Below are 19506 nucleotides of genomic sequence, written 5' to 3' on the forward strand. Positions count from 1 at the left end.
TATTTGCTGAACCCGAGGAAAAAGAAAAAGGGTTTGATTATTACAATACTTATAATAGGAGAATTTTTATGATTATAACACTTTTCACATATATTTTGTTAGGTTTATCTTTAGCAATACCCGCAGGTGCTATGACAGTCCAAATGACTAAACAAGGAATGAGAAATGGTTTCGTACATGGTTGGTTTGTAGGTATAGGAGGAATGACTGTAGATTTATCTTTAATCGTCCTGATTTATCTAGGGTTCTCTAGTGTATTAACCAATCCATGGGTAGAAACAGTTATGTGGCTCCTAGGTTTTATATTTTTAATGTTTATTGGAATAGAAAGCATTAAAGAAGCAAAGTCGGAAGTTAACATAGATGGAGAAGATCCTAATAAATCTTTATTATCAGCTTCTTTATCTGGTTTTATGATTGCTATATCACCGGCTAATATTGTGTTTTGGATAGGGGTCTTTGGCCCGGTTCTAGTTTCTTCATTAGGTAATGCAAGTACATCTACATTTATATTAATAGCTGTAGGTATTTTATTAGGTATCTTTATGCATGATATGATCTTATTAAGCTTTGTTCATTTTACTAGACGTTTTCTAAATCCAACCTTTATTAAAAGAGTATCTATATTTGCCGCAATAGTCCTATTCGGATTTAGTGGTTATTTTGGTTACGAGTTTATAAAACAAGTAATGACTTTTATCTCAAAAGCATAGTTCTTATAAACTTAAATAGGGTGGTTATAAGGTAAATGAAAAAGATACGTATTTTAAACGTAACATAATTGTAAATATGTTATATCACGTAGGCAACCCCTCAGGAATTCATTGATCCCTGAGGGGTCTTTAAATTCTTTACACGTAGCCTCTACTATAATTGATGGTGTATGAGCTTAGCTCAATAGCGATGGGGTACTACCCGCATTTTAACGAAAATATACGCTAAGCAAATTTCGATATAAAAGAAGCCGAATTTTCTACTTTAAGAAACTTTCGGTTTCAATTCGTTATGACATTGCTCTATGTTGTTATAGATATATAATTTAATTAAAGTTTCAATTAGTTTAGATCATCAAAAATAATGTCTTTTTTATCTAAATTTCTTAGAACTTATATATGAGATGAATATTAATTTATAAGCATTAAATATTTGTGAAGATTTAATTGACGAACATATTTTTTGACTTTTATTGAAAGTGGATTACACTATAAAAATTTTAGAGAATGGCTATCTATATAAAAATTACATAACAGTAGCTAATATAAATCCATTAAATAAGACGATTACTTGTACGGATGCTTTTCATAATCAAAGAATGTTTAAGTTTGGAGATGTAATTGAAGTGGATTAGAGGGGGAGAAATAAAAATAGTTATCTCTTCCTAACTTAATTATATCATGTAAATCAAGTTCGAAATAGACTGTTTATTCGTATTGACTCCTGCTACAATCAAGAACACATGCATAGTAAGGAGAGATGTTATATGAGTTCTTTCGTTCTCGATTTTCAGGAAATAGAAAACACGCAGCTTTCGCTCGTCGGTGGAAAAGGTTTGAATTTAGGGGAGTTAACAAACATTCAAGGTATACAAGTACCCGAAGGTTTTTGTGTTACAACGGTAGGATATGAAAAGGCTATCGAGCAAAATGAAGAGCTTCAGGCTTTGTTGCAGCAACTAACAAAGTTGAAAATGGAAGAGCGAGCTCAAATTGGTGAAATGAGTAAGAAGATTAGAGAAGTAATTATGGCAGTAGAAATCCCTTCTGATGTAGTGGAAGCAGTAACTCATTATCTCTCACGTTTTGGAAATGAACATGCGTATGCCGTGCGTTCTAGTGCGACGGCTGAAGATTTACCGTATGCTTCATTTGCAGGTCAACAAGATACGTATTTAAATATTATCGGAGAAGAAGCGATTTTACAGCATGTAAGAAAGTGCTGGGGGTCTTTATTTACAGAGCGAGCAGTTACGTACCGCATGCAAAATGGTTTTGAACATAATCAAGTTTCTATATGTGTTGTCGTTCAAAAAATGGTTTTCCCTGAGGCTTCGGGTATTTTATTTACGGCTGATCCGATTACTTCAAATAGGAAGGTGTTGTCAATCGATGCCAGCTTTGGACTTGGCGAGGCGCTAGTATCTGGATTAGTTTCTGCCGATAATTATAAGGTAAAAGAAGATGAAATCGTCGAAAAGGTCATCGCAATGAAAAAATTAGCCATCTATGGACGAAAAGAAGGCGGAACAGAGAGAAAGAAAATTGCTCCTAATCAGCAAAAAGTTCAAACACTTACTGAACAACAGATTTTACAACTAGCACGCATCGGAAGACAAATCGAAGCTTATTTTGGTTGTCCGCAAGATATTGAATGGTGCTTAGTTGATGATACAATTTATATAGTCCAAAGTCGCCCCATTACGACTTTATATCCAATTCCTGAAGAAAATGATGAGGGAAATCATGTGTATATATCGGTTGGCCATCAACAAATGATGACCGATGCGATGAAACCATTAGGTTTATCTTTTTTCCTGTTAACGACTAGTGCCCCTATGCGTAAAGCGGGAGGCAGGTTATTTGTCGATGCTACGCAACAATTAGCTTTACCTGCTAGCAGAGATTACTTAATAAACACTTTAGGAAAATCGGATCTACTCGTAAGAGATGCATTAACGACTATAGTTAAGCGAGATAATTTTATTAAATTATTACCAGATGATGAAAAAGGGAAGAGTGTTGGTAAAAGTGTGCCACCTGCAAATTCTCAACCGGAAATTGAAAATGATCCGGTAATCGTTACAAATTTAATACAGAATAGTCAAGCATCACTTGAAGAGTTAAAACAAAATATGCAACTGAAATCAGGAGTGGACGTACTTGATTTTATTTTGGAAGATATTCAGCAATTAAAGAAAGTATTGTTTAACCCGCAAAGTATCGCTGTCATTATGGCTGGTATGAATGCTTCAACATGGATAAATGAAAAGATGGAGCAATGGTTAGGTGAAAAAAATGCAGCAGACACGCTTTCTCAATCCGTACAAAATAATATTACATCTGAAATGGGTTTAGCATTAATGGATGTCGCTGATGTGATTCGGCCGTACAAAGAAGTTATTACGTATTTACAACATGTAGAAGATGATAGCTTTTTAAATGAACTAGTTCAGTTTAAGGGTGGAGAAGAAGCTCGAGATGCTATTCTAACTTTTCTAAATAAATACGGAATGAGATGTAGCGGAGAAATAGATATTACGAAAACGCGCTGGAGTGAAAAGCCAACTACAATTATCCCGATGATTTTAAATAATATAAGAGATTTTGAATATGGTGCGAGTAAGCGGAAATTTGAAGAAGGACTGCAAGAAGCTTTGAAAAAAGAAGAAGAGTTAGTAGATCGATTACAGCACTTATCGGATGGAAAACAAAAAGTAGAAGAAACGAAGCGAATGATTCGTAATATCCGTAATTTTATCGGCTATCGTGAATATCCAAAATACGGTATGATTAATCGTTATTTCATATATAAGCAAGCGTTACTGAAAGAAGCTGAGCAACTTGTGCAGAGCGGTGTCATTCGTGAAGTGGATGATATATACTATTTAACTTTTGAAGAACTTCACGAAGTAGTCTGCACGAATAAACTAGATTACGAACTGATACAAAAACAAAAAAATGATTACAAATTATATGAAAAACTAACGCCTCCTCGTATAATGACGTCTGATGGAGAAATCATTACAGGTAAATATAAACGAGAAAACCTCCCAGATGATGCGATTGTAGGTTTGCCTGTTTCTTCAGGAGTGATTGAGGGGAGAGCTCGCGTTATTTTAAACATGGAAGAAGCGAATTTAGAAGAGGGCGATATATTAGTTACAGCTTTTACTGATCCGGGCTGGACACCATTGTTTGTGTCTATAAAAGGGTTAGTCACTGAAGTTGGCGGACTTATGACGCACGGAGCAGTAATTGCACGTGAATATGGATTACCGGCAGTCGTTGGAGTAGAGAATGCTACGAAATTAATAAAAGACGGACAACGAATTCGGGTACATGGAACAGAAGGGTATATTGAAGTGTTGTAATGAAATAAAAGAACATCCGCTATTATAGTGGATGTTCTTTTATTATATAGCTGACTTATTTCTTTAAGCCAGCCGCATAAAAAGGTCCATGAACTGCGATTGTTGATAAAAAGCGAGCAATCTCCTCAGGTGTTTCTTTTTGTCCATTATTTAACCATTGTTGGATGACACCTATATGCGCAGATGCCATATAAGAAGTTAAGTATTCGCTTGGAACAAGTAAATTCTCCTTATTAATGAGAGGACCATTCGTATCTTCAAATAATGTTTTCCACATAAAGTCTTTCAGTTTTGTTTGGAAAGATAAATCTCCTTTCGGACTTAGTACAGCTCTCATAAAATCACTATTTTCATTTAGAAATGCAAGAATAGAAGTGATAAGTATAAATGGCATTGTTGGAGAAGGATTTGATCCAAGGTCAGCAATAACTTCTGGGAATTTCTGTTTAGCAATGTTAGAAAACTCGTACATAATGTCTTCTTGGCATTTTGTCATTAAATCAAATTTATCTTGATAGTGCGCATAGAAAGTACCGCGATTAATGTTTGCTTTCGTTGTAATATCTTTCACTGTAATGGCGTCAAAACCTTTTTCTTCAATTAGCTCCACCAATGCATTTCGTATGGCAGTTTTTGTACGAACAACACGCAAATCTAAATTATTATCGCGCAAAGCATATCCCTCCTTAATTTTACTCAACACATTTAGAAAATGTGTCTTATAACCAACACATTCACGATTTTTGATTATTGTATAAGGTTCAACTCGAACATATAATTCAAAATATAAATAAACAACACGTTGTTGGTTATTATAGATCAAATTAAGGGAGGAGAAAAGAAAATGTTTAAAAATAAACTTTTATTGTTATCACCAGTTATTGCACTACTTGTTGTTTTTATTTTTTCATTAACGTTATTTCCAACTGTTCAACCAAAGCCGAAAAACTTGCCAATTGCAATTGTAAATGAGGATCAAGGTGTAGAAATTCCAAATCAACCGAAAATGAATATGGGGCAAACGATCGTTGATAACATGAAAAAAACAGCGAAATCAGAGGAAGAACCCGCAGTGAAGTGGGTAGAAGTAAAAAATAAAGAAGCCGTTCAAAAGGGATTAAACAATAAAGAGTATTACGCGGCATTAGTCATCCCGAAAGAATTTAGCGCAAAACAAGCGTCGTTACGAACACCACAGCCATCTTCACCTGAGATAGAAATATATATTAATCAAGGAATGAATACGGCTGCATCAACTATGGCAGGACAAATATTACAGGCGATTGTTGATAATATGAACAATACTGTTCGCGCGCAAGTATTAGAAGGATATAAGGAAAAAGGAGGTACATTAACAACAGATCAAGCTGCGAAATTAGTAACACCTATTGTAAAGAACGTGAAAAATATGAATGAGGTCGGCAAAAATAGTGCGAACGGTAACTCACCAATATCATTGTTCCAGCCGTTATGGATTGCAAGTTTAGCTAGTGCAGCGATTATTTTTATTGCGATTAGTAAAATGCCAGTAAGCTCAAGAAAAGAAAACTTTCTGTTAAAAGTAAACCAAATCGTAACAGGAGCTATTGCGACACTTGTAATTGGATTTGGTCTTACATGGATTGCGGATGGGATGGTAGGGTTAAATATTTCGAACTTCACGGATACAGCTCTATTCTTATCCATTACTTCTTTTAGTTTCTTCTTAATGATATCTGCGGTACTTTCATTGGTTGGGCTAAAAGGAATCGGTTTATTCGCTTTATTACTATTCTTCGGGGCGCCGTTACTATCGTTAGCACCTGAGATGTTGTCTCCGTTTTATCAAGACTGGGTTTACTCATGGTTACCAATGAAATTTATGATTGAAGGCTTAAGAGAAATCTTCTTCTTCGGAAAAGGATTAAGCTGGAATACACCTGTTACTGTACTCGTTTGGATTGGTATAGTAAGTATGGTTACTATATTAGCAACTGCATTCAAACGTAGTGCAGTAAAAGGGTATAAAACAGAATTGAACGCTTAAAAAAAAGCCGTTTCACTAATTGGAGGTGCATTTTTTATGGCTAAATTTTCTTCAAAAGAAAAAATCCAAGCGGTGAAACGATATTTAGATGGTACAGAAAGTGGAAAAACAATTGCTAAATCTATAGGAGTTAACCCTAGCGTACTTCGTGAGTGGATTAGACGATATGAGTCTTCAGGTGAAAAGGCCTTTGAAAAGTGCTATACATTCTACCCAGCCCAGTATAAACTAGATGTACTTTATTATATGAATGAACACGGGACATCTATCAGAGAAACAGCGGCACTTTTCAATATACCGTCTTATGAAACACTTCGGAAATGGAAAATAGCTTATGAAACAGGAGGATTGGATGCCCTACAATCAAAGAAAAAGGGGCGTCCAACCATGAAAGATAAAAAAATAAAGCCAGTAGATGAAGGATCAATCGAAGCCTTACAAGCGGAAAATGAGCGTTTACGTATGGAAAATGCATATTTAAAAAAGTTGAATGCCTTAGTTCAAAACAAAGAAAAATCACCAAACAAGACAAAGCGCAAGTAATCTACGAGTTAAGGCATGAATTTCCTATCAAGGAGTTACTTCAACTCGCAAACATTCCACGTAGTACGTACTATTACTGGATGAAACGTTTTAATCGTCCTGATCCAAATGCGGAGGTAAAAGAACTGATTCAAGCTATTTATAATGAACACGATGGGTGTTATGGTTATCGTCGTATTCGTGATGAACTTATGAATCGTGGACACAAAGTAAATCATAAAAAAGTGTATCGCCTTATGAAAGAATTAGGGTTAAAATGTCTGGTTCGTATGAAAAAATACCGCTCTTACAAAGGGACAGTTGGGAAAATTGCGCCAAATATTTTAAATCGCAACTTCCAAGCTGAAAAACCAAATGAAAAGTGGGTTACAGATATTACGGAGTTTAAGTTATTTGGGGAGAAGTTATACCTATCACCAATGTTGGATTTATTTAATGGTGAAATTATCACGTATACAATTGGTTCAAGACCGACCTATTCCCTTGTTTCAACGATGTTGGACCAAGCCCTTTATTGTGTAACCAATCCGGATAAACTCCTCATTCACTCTGATCAAGGTTGGCACTATCAAATGAAACAATACCGTCATTCTCTTAAGAATTGTGGCATAACTCAAAGTATGTCTCGCAAAGGAAACTGTTATGACAATGCCGTTATTGAAAATTTCTTCGGTATCATGAAATCGGAATTTCTGTATCGAAAAGAATTTGAAAGTATAACACATTTCAAACAAGAATTAGCAAAGTATATAGAATACTATAATCATAAAAGAATTAAGGCAAAATTAAAGGGTATGAGCCCAGTACAATACCGGGCTCATACCCTAGAGGCTGCCTAATGAAACGACCTGTCTAACTTTCGGGGGTCACTTCATAATTAGTGAAACGGCTTTTTTTGATGAAATCTATAAGCTGAAGAATGAATATTTGCTGATAATAAAGTTTGTTAATTTTTCTGGCTTTTCCTCAATGTAAACACCTAATTGTTGAAAAGTGTTATGTTTAGAATTAAGTCGGGATTTCTAAAGGTCACGTACATTCCAGACAATCTCACCACGTTCGTCATCCCACGTACTGTGATGACGCTTAAATCCTATCTTTTCTAGTACCCGGAGGGAAGCGATATTCCAAGCACCTACAGTCGACCAAAGTCTTTGGCGCCCAGTAGCAATCGCCGCGTCCAGTACAACAGATGCCGCCTCAGTCGCATAACCTTTACCATGAGCGCTGCGGAACAACTCGTATGCAATCTCCGGCTCTTCAAGTGTGGAACGACCGATAATCAAGCCGCAGTATCCGATGAAATCGCCTTCGTCTCTTCTTCGAATAGTGAGAAGGGAAATGCCATTTTCATCTGCCTTCTTACGCATCTCAATAAGCCGGTTACGAACGGAGTCGAGGGTCGGCATGTCCACACCACGTTCGCCAATTAATTTCCTCATCCAAACTGAATCGGATTCCTCCCACATACTCAGGTCAAGTCGTTCGGTTTTTAGCTGGAACTCCATAGTTTTAAATAAAGATGGCATAGTGGAACCTCCTAATTATGTCACTTAACTCATAATAGCTTCGCACCGCATCATGTTGAACCAATCGTTGATTCGCGAATTTATTTTCCTAACTCCCGCGAGAGTTTATAGCAACAGTATACAATAGTATTATTTTATGCATAAGCAATTCCTTTGCAAAATAGACCCTTTTCTCAAACTTTTCTTTCATTCTAAAGCCGTCCCGTTAAATACACAGGCTCCTACTATTTCTAAATGCATAAAATGGTAAGCGAAAGTATGGGGGGATACGATGTATAATTCAAATTATTATGATTGTTATAGGCAAAATGATAAGTTGATTAGTGATATTGAAAAAGCTATAAATGGAGAGTATAGCGCCATAAGCTGCTATGCAAAATTAGCGAATATGGCTCCAAATCAAGTAGAACAAAAACAAATTCTTGAAATTCGTAATGATGAAATAAAGCATTTCCACAACTTTGTACAAATTTATACGAACTTAACTGGCAGGCAGCCGAAACCACAAATTACTGAAGACTGCCCAAATACGTATTTACAAGGATTAGAGTTCGCTATACAAGATGAACAAAAAACAGTAGATTTTTATTTGGAAATTTCAGATGAGACATCCGATGTACATTTGAAAGAGTTGTTACGGAGAATAGCTGCGGATGAACAAAATCATGCAGTATGGTTTTTATATTATTTTGTAAAGTCGAAGTGAGCATTAAGAATGAACGGCTAATGTGGTGCATATATTAGAAATTATTTTAAAAGGCAGTGCAACAATTGAATGAAATATTTAAATGTAAGAAAAAGGAAACCGTTTCGCTAATAGTGGAGCGGTTTTTTATGATGTACATATGTATCGACAAAATATAGTAATTACATTTCATATATAATGTATGAAAATGAATAAGTTAGGAGCAAGCATATGAAAAGAGGGATTTTTGTAGATATTCCAAATGAATACAGCAATGTACTTTGGAAAGTGTTAAACCCAATTGATATTACTGAATTTGATTGGCGAGTGAGGGATGAGGAGTCCTACTTAATAGCACGTGGTGAATTGGATGAGGCATTATTTCCAGAAGAACCAAGTGTAGTGGAAGGGTTAGCATTGAAAAAGTTAGTTAAAGACAACATATATTATCTTATTTTTGCAGATTTAAAAGCATATCCTAAAGGAGAAAAAACGATAGATATTGAAACATATGAAGAGTTTAAGGAAAGTAAGTGTGAGCTAATCGTATTAGCAGTGGATGCTCAATGCATACAAATTTATGCGAAAGATCAAAAAGCGATTGAATTGATGTATGAAAACGCACGGAATCAAGGATTTTATGTAGAATATATTACAGATGAAAATGATGGAAGGACTCGTTTGTCAGTATGGTAGCAATTTGAAAGGGGAAAGGCAATATGGAGAGCAATATAAGTAAAGAATATGCAATTCGAATTGCTACTGAAAATGAAAGTGATAGTATTATCATTTTATTAAAAGAAGTAGCACAATGGCTACAATATAAAGAAGTGGATCAGTGGCAGTATCTTTTAGGAGAGGAAGCTACGGCTGAAATACTAGAATGTATAAGAGAGAAATATACGTATGTTGTTATGAAAGAAGATGAAATAGTTGGTACGATTACAGTTTCTCCTAAACAAAATGAATGGGATGAATACATTTTTGGTAAAGAGGAAGTTTCTAATTCATTATATATTCATAGATTTGCGGTGAAACGAAAATATAAGGGGAATGGAATAGGAGAGAGGGTTTTACAGTGGATAGACGAGAATGTACAATGTGATAAAGAGTATTTGAAGTTAGATTGCGTTGGACATAATCGTACGCTGAATGATTTTTATAAAAGAAGTGGTTTTGAGTATGTTGGGAGTACAGATGGACTTAGTAAATTTCAAAAGAGAAGGGGCAAGTGAATGAATCAAATTCATACTGATTTAGTTAAAAGATTGATAGGGGAACAATTTCCTAAATGGGCACATTTAGAAGTGAAGCCTGTAAAGTTTAGTGGGCATGATAATAGAACGTTTCATCTAGGGGATGAGATGAGTGTAAGATTGCCAAGTGACGCGGCATATGCGCCGCAAGTAGAGAAAGAAAATAAGTGGCTACCTATATTAAGTAAGGAGCTTTCTTTACCGATTTCTGCACCAATTGCGAAAGGAAATCCATCTGAAGAGTATCCATGGCCTTGGTCTATTAATAAGTGGATAGAAGGAGATACTATTACGAAACAAAATGTCCGTGACCTAAATGAATTTGCGGCGGACTTAGGATCATTTTTAGTGGAATTGCAGGCTATTGATGCGAGTAATGGCCCAATAGCTGGAGCGCATAATTTTTACCGAGGCGGGCTTATATCTGTATATGCTGAAGAGGCGAGAGTTGCTATTGAAAATAATAAGGATGTTTTTGACGAGGCATTATTAAAGCACCTTTGGAATGTAGCACTTAGTTCAACATGGGACCGTAAGCCAGTTTGGGTTCATGGGGATGTTGCACCTGGAAACTTACTTGTTAAGGACGGAAAGCTTTGTGCCGTAATTGATTTTGGTATTTTAGGAGTAGGGGATCCGGCTTGTGATGCAGCGATGGCGTGGACGTTTTTTGATGAAAATAGTAGAAATGTATTTAATGAAGTATTACGCATGGATGAAGAAACGTGGAATAGAGCGAGAGGATGGGCACTTTGGAAGGCGTTAATTACATATGATGCGAATAGGGATAGTAATGAAAAAGTAGCAGAAGAATCGTATCGTATCATTCAAGTGATTGTGGATGATTATGAGAGGTAGTAGAAAAAGCCTATTTTAAAATAGGCTTTTTTTATATGATGAAATAGTAGAAATGGAAAGAAGGAATCTAACATAATTATACAGAATATTTAGATAATAGGAGGTGTCGAATTTTGAGTGAAATTGAATTAAAGAGTAATGTAATTAAGACAGGGCAAGAGAAGGGAATTATTCTTCGGTTTATACTTGCTAGTCTCGTTGGAGTGTTTATGTTTTTCGTTCCTGTTACGATAAACGGTGCATCGTCTATTATGATTGATCATATCGTATCGTGGATTAGGGCTTCGGTTCCTGGCATAGTACCTTATTATGCATTATTTGTTATGGCAATTGGTGCGATTTATCCATTTTATACGAAGAAATGGAATGCATCTATCGTAGACATTTGTTTTTCTATTTTAAAAGTAGTTGGCGTTGTATTTGGCATATTATATTGTTTAAAAGTAGGACCAGCTTGGTTCTTTGCGCCAGATGTTGGACCGTTTTTGTATGAGAAGCTAGTCATATCAGTAAGTTTGCTCGTTCCAATTGGCTCGGCGTTTTTAGCGTTATTAGTCGGATATGGATTGCTTGAATTTATCGGTACATTTTGTCGTCCGATTATGAGGCCATTATGGAATACGCCGGGGAGATCGGCAATCGACGCAGTTGCGTCCTTCGTTGGAAGTTATTCGCTTGCTCTCCTTATTACGAATCGCGTGTATAAAGAAGGAAAGTATACGACAAAAGAAGCGGCGATTATCGCTACAGGATTTTCTACAGTATCCGCTACATTTATGATCATCATCGCAAAAACATTAGATATTATGCATTTATGGAATGTTTATTTTTGGACTACGCTTGTTGTAACATTCATCGTGACTGCTATCACCGCAAGAATCCCGCCCCTCAGTAGAAAACCAGATACATATGTAACAGAAGAAGGGTTCCCAGAGCCTGTTTATAAAGAAAAAATGTTAGAACGTGCTTGGGAAGATGCGTTAGAAGTATCAAAGTCTGCACCGAGCATTATGAAAAATATTGCATTAAATTTAAAAGACGGATTTATTATGACGATGGGAATTTTACCATCCATTATGTCAGTAGGATTAATTGGTATCGTCTTAGCGAAGTTTACGCCAATATTTGATTGGATCAGTTATATTTTCTATCCGTTTACATGGCTATTACAATTACCAGAAGCAGACTTAGCCGCTAAAGCCGCATCAGTTGGTATTGCAGAAATGTTTTTACCGTCATTATTAGTAGTAAGTGCACCAATTGTGACAAAGTTTGTTATTGCAGTTGTTTCCGTATCATCTATTTTGTTTTTCTCCGCTTCCATTCCTTGTATATTATCAACAGATATTCCGTTAAAAGTATCTGAACTTATTATTTTATATGTGCAGAGAACGATTTTAACGTTACTTATTATTACGCCGATTGCTTATTTATTGCTTTAAAGTTTTAATAAGATAAAGTTATAAAAAAGAAGCCGTCTGTAAAAAGAGGGCTTCTTTTGTTTAAAAGCAGGATATTCTTATTTATTTTTCGTATATGACGTAACGCTTCTTAAGAAGATTCCTAGTCCCGCAAAAAAGAACCCTAAGCATAATAAGCTGCCTGGCGTTCCCCAAGTAATTTGATCTAGCATTTTTTATCCCCTCCCGTTTATCATTATATAGAATTTATTGGGAATTACCAAAAAATTCTTTTTTAAGGGTTACTGATGAGTCTTCCTACCTTCCTTATACGAGAAGAATATATTTGAAAAGAATTCTTCGCTTTATATTTTTATATTATTATAATACGTTTTTATTCTTATGATATAGTAACAACAAAGGGGGCTTAAAAATGGAAATTATTCACGAAAGAGCAAAGTTGCGGTTAATGGATAATACTGATGTCGAAACTTTGTTTTCGATTGTAGAAGGAAATCGGGATATTTGGGCGTATTTAATCTCTAAAATGGATAGTGTGCAAGATATGCAACAATACGTTCAAAAAGCGATAAAGGGTTACGGAAGAGGTACTCAAATACCTTTCATAGTCGTAGATCAACAGTCGAATAAGATTGTAGGAAGTACACGTTTATATAATATTTCAGTAGAAGATAAGACAGTTGAGTTAGGGCAAACGTGGTATCATCCGAGTGTACAACGTACGAGTATAAATACAGAGTGTAAGTATATGCTTCTCCAGTATGCTTTTGAAAAATTGCATATGCTGAGAGTGCAAATTAAGACGGATGCAAGAAATGAAAAAGCACAACGAGCAATTGAAAGATTAGGCGCAGTAAAAGAAGGTGTGCTTAGAAATGAAAGAAAATTACCGAATGGTTATGTGAGAGATGCGGTGGTGTACAGTATTATCTCGAGTGAATGGCCAGGCGTAAAAGAACAATTGTTAGAAAAATTAGAGTTATATAAAGAAAAGTTATAATTCGTGTTTTGAAAGGTATATTGTTCGTGAGACATGAAAAATATACCTTTTTTCTTACAAAATGCTACTTTATTTTAATTCCTTTTGTTTCATCGTTCCCTTCTGAGAAAAAATTCGTTACAATGTAGTTGTATGGTAATAAACTTATGAATTTAAAAAATGTAATGAAAACCGCAAATGAAAATGAATTGATAATCCTCAATTTTAAATGAAAACCCTTTTATACATAAATAACAAGTAAAGTTCCTTCTTTTAAATAAACTCAAACAAAACGATTTGATATAAATGTTTTTTATAGAAGTATGGATGATGTACGGAGGCAATTACAAATGAAAGAAAATAAGAAGAGTAAGAAAAGACGAATCTTTCAAGTATTTTTACTAATGATTTGTTCTGCTATTTTATATGTAAGTTATGCAGCTTACGATATTTGGAGTTATCGTTTTAAAGCAAATGATGACGTGAAAACGGATGCTGGTATCGTACTAGGAGCAGCTTCGTGGAACGGAAAACCATCTCCTGTATTTAAAGAAAGAATTAATCATGCGATTTCTTTATATAAGAATGGAAATATCAAAAAGATTATTTTTACAGGTGGTACAAAGTTCGAGGCAGAACTTGAGGAAGCACGTACTGCAAGAGTATATGCAATGAAACAAGGTGTAAAAGAGGAAGATATTTTAATTGAAACTAAATCCCTTTTCACTGAAGAAAATTTAAAAAATGCGAAGCAAGTTGGAATAGAGAACGGAATACGCACATACACGATTGTAAGTGATCCACTTCATATGAAACGCGCAATGAGAATTGCAAAACATATTAATATTGAAGCGTATGCTTCACCAACGCCGACATCAGCATATAAAACGTTAGACACAGAAATTCCATTCTTCTTTAAAGAATTATTCTCGTATATTGGATATGTAACCTCTTTGCCATTAAAGGCATTGAAAGGAGATTAACATAAGAAAAGAACCTATCCTTAAATAGGAACTTTTCTTATTAGTCAAAAACATTGTATTTTTATCGGAATAGTGAAACAATAGAGAGGTAGCTTCATATAATCATAATGAAAAAGTGAGCGGTTGATGAATCGAACATAAAGGAGATTATAGTATGGCACTCTCATTTGTTGAAACAGAAGAACAATCTTTCATTATTGCACAAATAAATAAATTGATTCCGAAGTTCATGGAAAGGGAGCATCAGCTAAGTGAATTGGGATCATTTCCGTATGAAAATATAAATGATTTGAAAGATATCGGATATACGAAATTAACGTTACCGAAGGAATTTGGTGGTAGTGCGATTTCTTTATATGACTTTGTTTTATTTCAAGAGAAAATCGCGGAAGGCTGCGGAGCTACTGCATTATCGATTGGCTGGCATCTTGGCATTGTGAAAGAGCTAGCGGAAAATCGCTCTTGGAATGATGAGATGTTCAAATGGTTTTGCGAAGAAGTACGTAATGGTGCGCTCTTTAACAGGGCAGCGACAGAACCGAAAACAGGGAGTCCGACGCGTGGCGGCAAACCAGAAACAATAGCGGTTCAACAAGGCGAGAAGTGGGTTATAAATGGAAGAAAAACTTTTACAACGATGGCACCAGTACTTGATTATTTTATTATTTCAGCAAGTATGGAAGGCCAAGAAGAAGTTGGTGAGTTTGTTATTCCAAGAAATACACCCGGTGTATCTATTGAAGAAACGTGGGATAGCGTTGCAATGCGAGGGACTGCTAGCCACGACCTTGTCTTACAAAATGTAGAGATAGAAAGTCGCTTTTTTACAGATATAAAAGGCGGGAAAGTAAAACAAAAGGGTGTTGGCTGGTTGCTACATATACCAGCATGTTATTTAGGAATTGCACAATCAGCAAGAAATTATGCAGTTCAATTTGCGGAATCATACAAGCCAAACAGTTTAAACCATTCTATTAGTTTATTGCCGAATGTTAGAAGATTAGTTGGAGAATTAGAACTCGAGCTTATGCAAGCTCGCGTCTTTTTATATCAAATTGCGAAAAAGTACGATGAGGCAGAAGATAAACTATCACTGCAAGCAGAATTAGCAGCCGTGAAATATGCTGTAACAAATGCGGCGATATCTATAGTGGATAAATCGATGCGCATCGTAGGAGCAAAAAGTTTATCAGAAAAAAATCCGCTCCATCGTTACTATTTAAACGTCAGAGCAGGACTGCATAATCCACCGATGGATGATGCAACATTGTCTATGCTGGCGGATGCGGCGTTTCGGTCGTAGTTTTTAAATTTTACATTTTATTGTTTATGGATATTATAGTTGTTTTGAAAGCACGGGTTTGATTAGTAATCAAACCCGTGCTTTTTATGTGTATGAAGTACTTAGTTGAGATGTAGGTTTTTAATATAAATGATTATCATGGTTTTGTGATTGTTTCTTGTTGAAAAATTCTTATTGTAATGCCAGTTTGGAGGCTGTATAAACATTTTTCGTATTTAATCCCAAATTAATGGTCTTTCTAAGTTTACCATTCGTAAATATTGTAAAAATTGACCTGCATGGACCGCATCATGATAGGCAATTCGTAATAGCATATCGCCTAAATATCGTTGATAGCCAACATCGCTTCTATCAATAAGTCTTGAATCTAGATCGGCTATGCTTATTGATTGAACATATTCTATGAAGTCAGTAAAGTATGATTGTGCCAATTCAATTTCTTTTTTTACACAAGTAATCGGCTCGTCATCATACGGGATACGTATGTCGTTTATTGAACCGTTGTTTTTTATAATCATATGGTAGTAAAAAGTTGAACTCCATACATGACGAATCATCTCACCAAAAGACATAGCCTCAGGATCAGGCTTCCAATTAAGAAAATTATTAGGAAGAGAATTCCATAATTTTTCTGAGCGCCTTCTCGTTTCTTTCAAATTTAATATACTAAGATCAATTGCATTCATAATACATTCTCCTTTACTATTAAACTTAAAATAATTGTATCAATTTAATAGTTAGGGTATCATCGAAATATGAATGTATATCCGAATATCTCATATATAGCTAAACTAATTGCTGAACCTACAAGAGCAATCATATTAGATTGTCTAATGAATAATCAGGCACTACCTGCTAGTGAATTGGCTTATATGGCAAAAGTGTCACATCCAACAATTAGTTCGCATCTTTCTAAATTAGTAGAAGGGAATTTACTTACAGTTGAACAACATGGTAGACATCGTTACTATCGACTTGCTAATCAAGAAGTTGCAGAAGTGCTTGAAAAGTTAGGGACAATCGCACCAACAGTTCAAGTTCGTTCTTTAAAACAATCAGGTCAACTAAAACAAATTCGTTATGCTCGAACTTGTTATGATCATCTTGCAGGCAAACTCGGTGTAGAGATAACTGAAAAATTACTAGATAGGCAATTTATAATTTTAGAGGATGGAGAATACATTGTAACGGAACAAGGTAAGCAATGGTTTCTGAATTTTGAAATAAATGTTGATGAGGCAGATACAAAAAGGAGGGTATTTGCAAAACCTTGCCTTGATTGGAGTGAACGACGCTACCATATTGCCGGTTGGTTAGGATCTGCAATAGCAAAACTATTTTTTGAACAGGAATGGATTACAAAAACGGATAAGAATCGGGCTGTCCATCTTACAAAGAAAGGTGTAAAGTTATTGGAAGATCAATTAGGCATTGATATGAAAACTGAGGAAAGGAAAGCTTGAAATTAGAAAAGTCCGTCAAAATGACGGGTTTTTTCATTATGGTAGGAGTGTACATGAATAATAGGATGTTACCAATAATTGTTGCCAATAAAAAAATCTTTCTTTTCATTCTTCTTTTTTAAGTTTTAAAGGAGAAAGCTAGGCTTCTTATTTTTACTAATGTTATAATAAGAAAAAAGCACGAAAAGAGGTCATCTCATGCTAGAGGTTATTGCAACATGTTTAGAAGATGTAAAACGAATTGAAAGCGCTGGCGGGAAGCGGATTGAATTAATTTCATCTTATACAGAAGGTGGTTTAACACCGAGTTATGCTTTTATAAAAAAAGCGGTAGAAGCGGTAAGTATACCAATTCATGTTATGATTCGTCCGCATGCGAAGTCTTTTACATATACGGAAGAAGAAATTGAAATGATGAAAGAAGATATTATAGTTGCACAGAAGTTAGGAGCAGCTGGTGTAGTATTAGGCGTATTAAATGAACGAAATGAAGTGGATGAAGAGAAATTAGCGGACTTACTATCTGTTGTAGATGGAATAAATGTAACGTACCACCGTGCGATAGATGATATAGAAAATCCAGTAGAAGCGATGAGAACTTTAAAGAAGTTTCATAAAGTGACTCACGTTTTAACTTCAGGTGGACAAGGAAATATAGTAGAGAATATTCCGGTGCTTACAGAAATGCAAAAGGTAAGCGATGGTCAAATTCGGCTTGTAGCTGGAGCTGGCGTGACGAAAGAAAATATAAAGCGATTGCTAGATGAAACTGGAATTACGCAGGCGCACGTCGGTACAGCGGTAAGAGAAGGAAAATCATGTTTTTCTGAAATAGATCCTAATTTAGTACAAGAATTAGTTGAAATAATAAAATAAGTGCTTAAGAAAGAGGAGAAACGATGAAGGAAAATACGAAGAAAGAATTATTCTCATGGGCTAAAACGATAGGGTTTACCCTTGTATTAATTGCTATTATTCGCGGTGTTTTATTTACACCTTCTTTAGTACAAGGTGAATCGATGATGCCCACTTTAGAAAATAACGAACGAGTTCTCGTGAATAAGATTGGTTATAGTATAAGTGGATTAGATCGCTTTGATATTATCGTCTTCCACGGAAAAGAAGGTTACGATTTAGTAAAACGAGTAATTGGTTTGCCAGGCGATACAGTTGAGTATAAAAATGATGTTTTATATGTAAACGGAAAAGCGATGGAAGAACCATATTTAAAACAGTTTAAAGAAAAAGCAGTAGGCCGTGTATTAACTCCAGACTTTACGTTAGAACAAATCACAGGGAAAACGAAAGTGCCAGAAGGCCAAGTATTTGTTTTAGGGGATAATCGTGAAGTTTCTAAGGATGGTCGCATGTTTGGCTTTATTTCAGAAGATGAAATTGTTGGAAAAGGACAAGCTGTTTTCTGGCCGTTGAAACAAGTAAGAGCGTTATAAAGTGTAGTGAAGTATGGGAGAGATATTCTTCCATGCTTTTTTATTTGCTTAAAATCTATTGATTGAATTGAAAGAATATTTTATAATTTTAAATTATATGTTTGTTTCGAAAAACGGAATTTAAGTTCCGTTTTTCGGAACGAAAGGGAGATAGAATGAGTATAAATAAAACGGCAGTTAAGACAATGGATATTTTAGAGTTGTTTTATGAGCATGAAGAGCTAAGTTTAACTGAGATGGTTCAGCTTACAAATATGCCGAAAACATCTGTTTATCGTTTAATTGGCTCGTTAGAAGAGATGGCGTTTTTACAAAAAAACGAAAAGGGGAAATATCGTTTAGGGGTCGTATTTTTACGGTTCGGTCAACTTGTTTCACACCGATTATCAGTAAGAAATATAGCAATTCCTTATATGAAAGAACTTAGAGATAGTTTAGGACAGGCAGTTAATTTAATAATTCAAGATGGTAATGACGCAATTTATGTTGAAAAGATGGAAGGTGTTCAGCCAGTACGCGTGTATACGGCAGTTGGAAGAAGAGCACCGCTTTATGCTGGTGCATGTCCAAGAATTTTACTATCGTATTTCTCTGAGGAAGAGAAACGGAGATACATAGAGGAAGTGGATTTAAAACAGTTTGCAGATGGAACAATCGTGGATAAGGAACAATTGTTAGAAGTGTTGCAAATGGCAAAAAAGGAAGGCTACACAATTAGTTATTCTGAGTTAGAAAATCATACAGCCGCGATAGCAGCACCCATTTTCGCGAGCGATGGAACGGTTGTAGCAGGCATTAGTATTTCAGGATTAGCAATTGAGTACAGCGAAAGTAACATTTCATATTTTATTGCGAAGGTGAAAGAAACAGCGCATCGCATTTCGAAAGAACTCGGCTTTTTGGCATAGAAAGAGGGAGTAGG

General features: G+C 35.4%; 20 protein-coding genes. 17 read left to right on the top strand and 3 right to left on the bottom strand.

Features of this window, described 5'->3' with window-relative positions:
* Positions 1 to 68: 68 nt before the first annotated feature.
* The 3 genes from QCI79_RS25080 (at position 69) to ppsA (ending at position 4087) form a co-directional block, all read left to right on the top strand.
* Positions 69 to 713, top strand: a complete 645-nt coding sequence (locus tag QCI79_RS25080; protein WP_023901694.1) for a LysE family translocator — start codon at positions 69 to 71, stop codon at positions 711 to 713.
* A 473-nt stretch (positions 714 to 1186) separates the two neighbouring features.
* Complete coding sequence (locus tag QCI79_RS25085) at positions 1187 to 1348, top strand: YolD-like family protein (protein ID WP_015382330.1); 162 nt, start codon at positions 1187 to 1189, stop codon at positions 1346 to 1348.
* 132 nt (positions 1349 to 1480) lie between these two features.
* Entirely contained in the window at positions 1481 to 4087 is a 2607-nt protein-coding gene (gene ppsA / locus QCI79_RS25090) for a phosphoenolpyruvate synthase (RefSeq protein ID WP_021727515.1), read from the top strand.
* Between the two features lie 55 nt (positions 4088 to 4142).
* On the opposite strand, the gene QCI79_RS25095 is transcribed toward ppsA, so the two are convergent.
* Complete coding sequence (locus tag QCI79_RS25095; RefSeq protein WP_001205503.1) at positions 4143 to 4760, bottom strand: TetR/AcrR family transcriptional regulator; 618 nt, start codon at positions 4758 to 4760, stop codon at positions 4143 to 4145.
* Positions 4761 to 4931: 171 nt separating this feature from the next.
* On the opposite strand from QCI79_RS25095, the gene QCI79_RS25100 reads away from it, so the two are divergent.
* Positions 4932 to 6113 carry a YhgE/Pip domain-containing protein gene (locus QCI79_RS25100; protein WP_000475859.1) on the top strand — a complete coding sequence of 394 codons (1182 nt, stop codon included), beginning with the start codon at positions 4932 to 4934 and terminating at the stop codon, positions 6111 to 6113.
* Positions 6114 to 6149: 36 nt separating this feature from the next.
* Positions 6150 to 7495, top strand: a protein-coding gene (locus QCI79_RS25105; RefSeq protein WP_087942842.1) for an IS3-like element ISBth10 family transposase whose coding sequence is annotated in 2 segments (ribosomal slippage) — positions 6150 to 6591 and positions 6591 to 7495 — 1347 coding nt in all. Because the reading frame shifts where the segments join, the coding sequence is not laid out codon by codon here.
* A gap of 183 nt (positions 7496 to 7678) precedes the next feature.
* Here QCI79_RS25105 and QCI79_RS25110 read toward each other — a convergent pair.
* The gene (locus QCI79_RS25110; RefSeq protein ID WP_001139531.1) at positions 7679 to 8185 is read right to left on the bottom strand and encodes a GNAT family N-acetyltransferase; all 507 of its coding nucleotides are present in this window, start codon (positions 8183 to 8185) and stop codon (positions 7679 to 7681) included.
* A gap of 271 nt (positions 8186 to 8456) precedes the next feature.
* Between QCI79_RS25110 and QCI79_RS25115 the strand changes: the two genes are divergently transcribed.
* The 8 genes from QCI79_RS25115 to QCI79_RS25150 all read left to right on the top strand — a co-directional run bounded on the left by QCI79_RS25115 (position 8457) and on the right by QCI79_RS25150 (position 15670).
* A complete protein-coding gene (locus QCI79_RS25115) occupies positions 8457 to 8891 on the top strand; it encodes a ferritin-like domain-containing protein (RefSeq protein ID WP_000282817.1) in 435 nt (144 codons plus the stop codon).
* Between the two features lie 210 nt (positions 8892 to 9101).
* The gene (locus tag QCI79_RS25120) at positions 9102 to 9566 is read left to right on the top strand and encodes a DUF2691 family protein (protein ID WP_000820157.1); all 465 of its coding nucleotides are present in this window, start codon (positions 9102 to 9104) and stop codon (positions 9564 to 9566) included.
* Positions 9567 to 9589: 23 nt separating this feature from the next.
* Positions 9590 to 10105, top strand: coding sequence for a GNAT family N-acetyltransferase (locus QCI79_RS25125; RefSeq protein ID WP_000445466.1), 516 nt, complete (start codon positions 9590 to 9592; stop codon positions 10103 to 10105).
* A complete protein-coding gene (locus tag QCI79_RS25130; RefSeq protein ID WP_001071799.1) occupies positions 10106 to 10984 on the top strand; it encodes an aminoglycoside phosphotransferase family protein in 879 nt (292 codons plus the stop codon). It begins immediately after the preceding gene.
* Between the two features lie 113 nt (positions 10985 to 11097).
* Positions 11098 to 12426, top strand: coding sequence for a YjiH family protein (locus QCI79_RS25135; RefSeq protein ID WP_021727842.1), 1329 nt, complete (start codon positions 11098 to 11100; stop codon positions 12424 to 12426).
* A gap of 391 nt (positions 12427 to 12817) precedes the next feature.
* Positions 12818 to 13405 (top strand): GNAT family N-acetyltransferase, encoded by a 588-nt coding sequence (locus tag QCI79_RS25140; protein ID WP_000402585.1) that lies wholly within the window; start codon positions 12818 to 12820, stop codon positions 13403 to 13405.
* Positions 13406 to 13734: 329 nt separating this feature from the next.
* Positions 13735 to 14367 (top strand): YdcF family protein, encoded by a 633-nt coding sequence (locus QCI79_RS25145; protein ID WP_000662216.1) that lies wholly within the window; start codon positions 13735 to 13737, stop codon positions 14365 to 14367.
* Positions 14368 to 14521: 154 nt separating this feature from the next.
* The gene (locus QCI79_RS25150) at positions 14522 to 15670 is read left to right on the top strand and encodes an acyl-CoA dehydrogenase family protein (RefSeq protein WP_001218345.1); all 1149 of its coding nucleotides are present in this window, start codon (positions 14522 to 14524) and stop codon (positions 15668 to 15670) included.
* A 215-nt stretch (positions 15671 to 15885) separates the two neighbouring features.
* Here the strand turns inward: QCI79_RS25150 and QCI79_RS25155 are convergent, their stop codons facing one another.
* Positions 15886 to 16356 (bottom strand): DinB family protein, encoded by a 471-nt coding sequence (locus QCI79_RS25155; protein WP_000991282.1) that lies wholly within the window; start codon positions 16354 to 16356, stop codon positions 15886 to 15888.
* Positions 16357 to 16425: 69 nt separating this feature from the next.
* Here QCI79_RS25155 and QCI79_RS25160 point away from each other — a divergent pair, with 69 nt between their 5' ends.
* From QCI79_RS25160 to QCI79_RS25175, 4 genes are all read left to right on the top strand, one after another.
* A complete protein-coding gene (locus QCI79_RS25160) occupies positions 16426 to 17133 on the top strand; it encodes an ArsR/SmtB family transcription factor (RefSeq protein WP_001103803.1) in 708 nt (235 codons plus the stop codon).
* 198 nt (positions 17134 to 17331) lie between these two features.
* Entirely contained in the window at positions 17332 to 18009 is a 678-nt protein-coding gene (locus tag QCI79_RS25165; RefSeq protein ID WP_021727843.1) for a copper homeostasis protein CutC, read from the top strand.
* Between the two features lie 23 nt (positions 18010 to 18032).
* Entirely contained in the window at positions 18033 to 18584 is a 552-nt protein-coding gene (gene lepB / locus QCI79_RS25170; RefSeq protein ID WP_000662490.1) for a signal peptidase I, read from the top strand.
* A gap of 155 nt (positions 18585 to 18739) precedes the next feature.
* The gene (locus QCI79_RS25175) at positions 18740 to 19492 is read left to right on the top strand and encodes an IclR family transcriptional regulator (protein ID WP_000026350.1); all 753 of its coding nucleotides are present in this window, start codon (positions 18740 to 18742) and stop codon (positions 19490 to 19492) included.
* Positions 19493 to 19506: the final 14 nt, after the last annotated feature.

It is taken from the genome of Bacillus cereus group sp. MG1 (genome assembly GCF_040460035.1).
Taxonomy (GTDB): domain Bacteria; phylum Bacillota; class Bacilli; order Bacillales; family Bacillaceae_G; genus Bacillus_A; species Bacillus_A cereus.

Bases quoted from the DNA above. Each gene is read 5' to 3' on its own strand.
- QCI79_RS25080 (WP_023901694.1), top strand. From the start codon at position 69: ATGATTATAACACTTTTCACATATATTTTGTTAGGTTTATCTTTAGCA.
- ppsA (WP_021727515.1), top strand. From the start codon at position 1,481: ATGAGTTCTTTCGTTCTCGATTTTCAGGAAATAGAAAACACGCAGCTT.
- QCI79_RS25100 (WP_000475859.1), top strand. From the start codon at position 4,932: ATGTTTAAAAATAAACTTTTATTGTTATCACCAGTTATTGCACTACTT.
- QCI79_RS25110 (WP_001139531.1), bottom strand. From the start codon at position 8,185: ATGCCATCTTTATTTAAAACTATGGAGTTCCAGCTAAAAACCGAACGA.
- QCI79_RS25115 (WP_000282817.1), top strand. From the start codon at position 8,457: ATGTATAATTCAAATTATTATGATTGTTATAGGCAAAATGATAAGTTG.
- QCI79_RS25120 (WP_000820157.1), top strand. From the start codon at position 9,102: ATGAAAAGAGGGATTTTTGTAGATATTCCAAATGAATACAGCAATGTA.
- QCI79_RS25125 (WP_000445466.1), top strand. From the start codon at position 9,590: ATGGAGAGCAATATAAGTAAAGAATATGCAATTCGAATTGCTACTGAA.
- QCI79_RS25130 (WP_001071799.1), top strand. From the start codon at position 10,106: ATGAATCAAATTCATACTGATTTAGTTAAAAGATTGATAGGGGAACAA.
- QCI79_RS25140 (WP_000402585.1), top strand. From the start codon at position 12,818: ATGGAAATTATTCACGAAAGAGCAAAGTTGCGGTTAATGGATAATACT.
- QCI79_RS25145 (WP_000662216.1), top strand. From the start codon at position 13,735: ATGAAAGAAAATAAGAAGAGTAAGAAAAGACGAATCTTTCAAGTATTT.
- QCI79_RS25150 (WP_001218345.1), top strand. From the start codon at position 14,522: ATGGCACTCTCATTTGTTGAAACAGAAGAACAATCTTTCATTATTGCA.
- QCI79_RS25155 (WP_000991282.1), bottom strand. From the start codon at position 16,356: ATGAATGCAATTGATCTTAGTATATTAAATTTGAAAGAAACGAGAAGG.
- QCI79_RS25160 (WP_001103803.1), top strand. From the start codon at position 16,426: ATGAATGTATATCCGAATATCTCATATATAGCTAAACTAATTGCTGAA.
- QCI79_RS25165 (WP_021727843.1), top strand. From the start codon at position 17,332: ATGCTAGAGGTTATTGCAACATGTTTAGAAGATGTAAAACGAATTGAA.
- lepB (WP_000662490.1), top strand. From the start codon at position 18,033: ATGAAGGAAAATACGAAGAAAGAATTATTCTCATGGGCTAAAACGATA.
- QCI79_RS25175 (WP_000026350.1), top strand. From the start codon at position 18,740: ATGAGTATAAATAAAACGGCAGTTAAGACAATGGATATTTTAGAGTTG.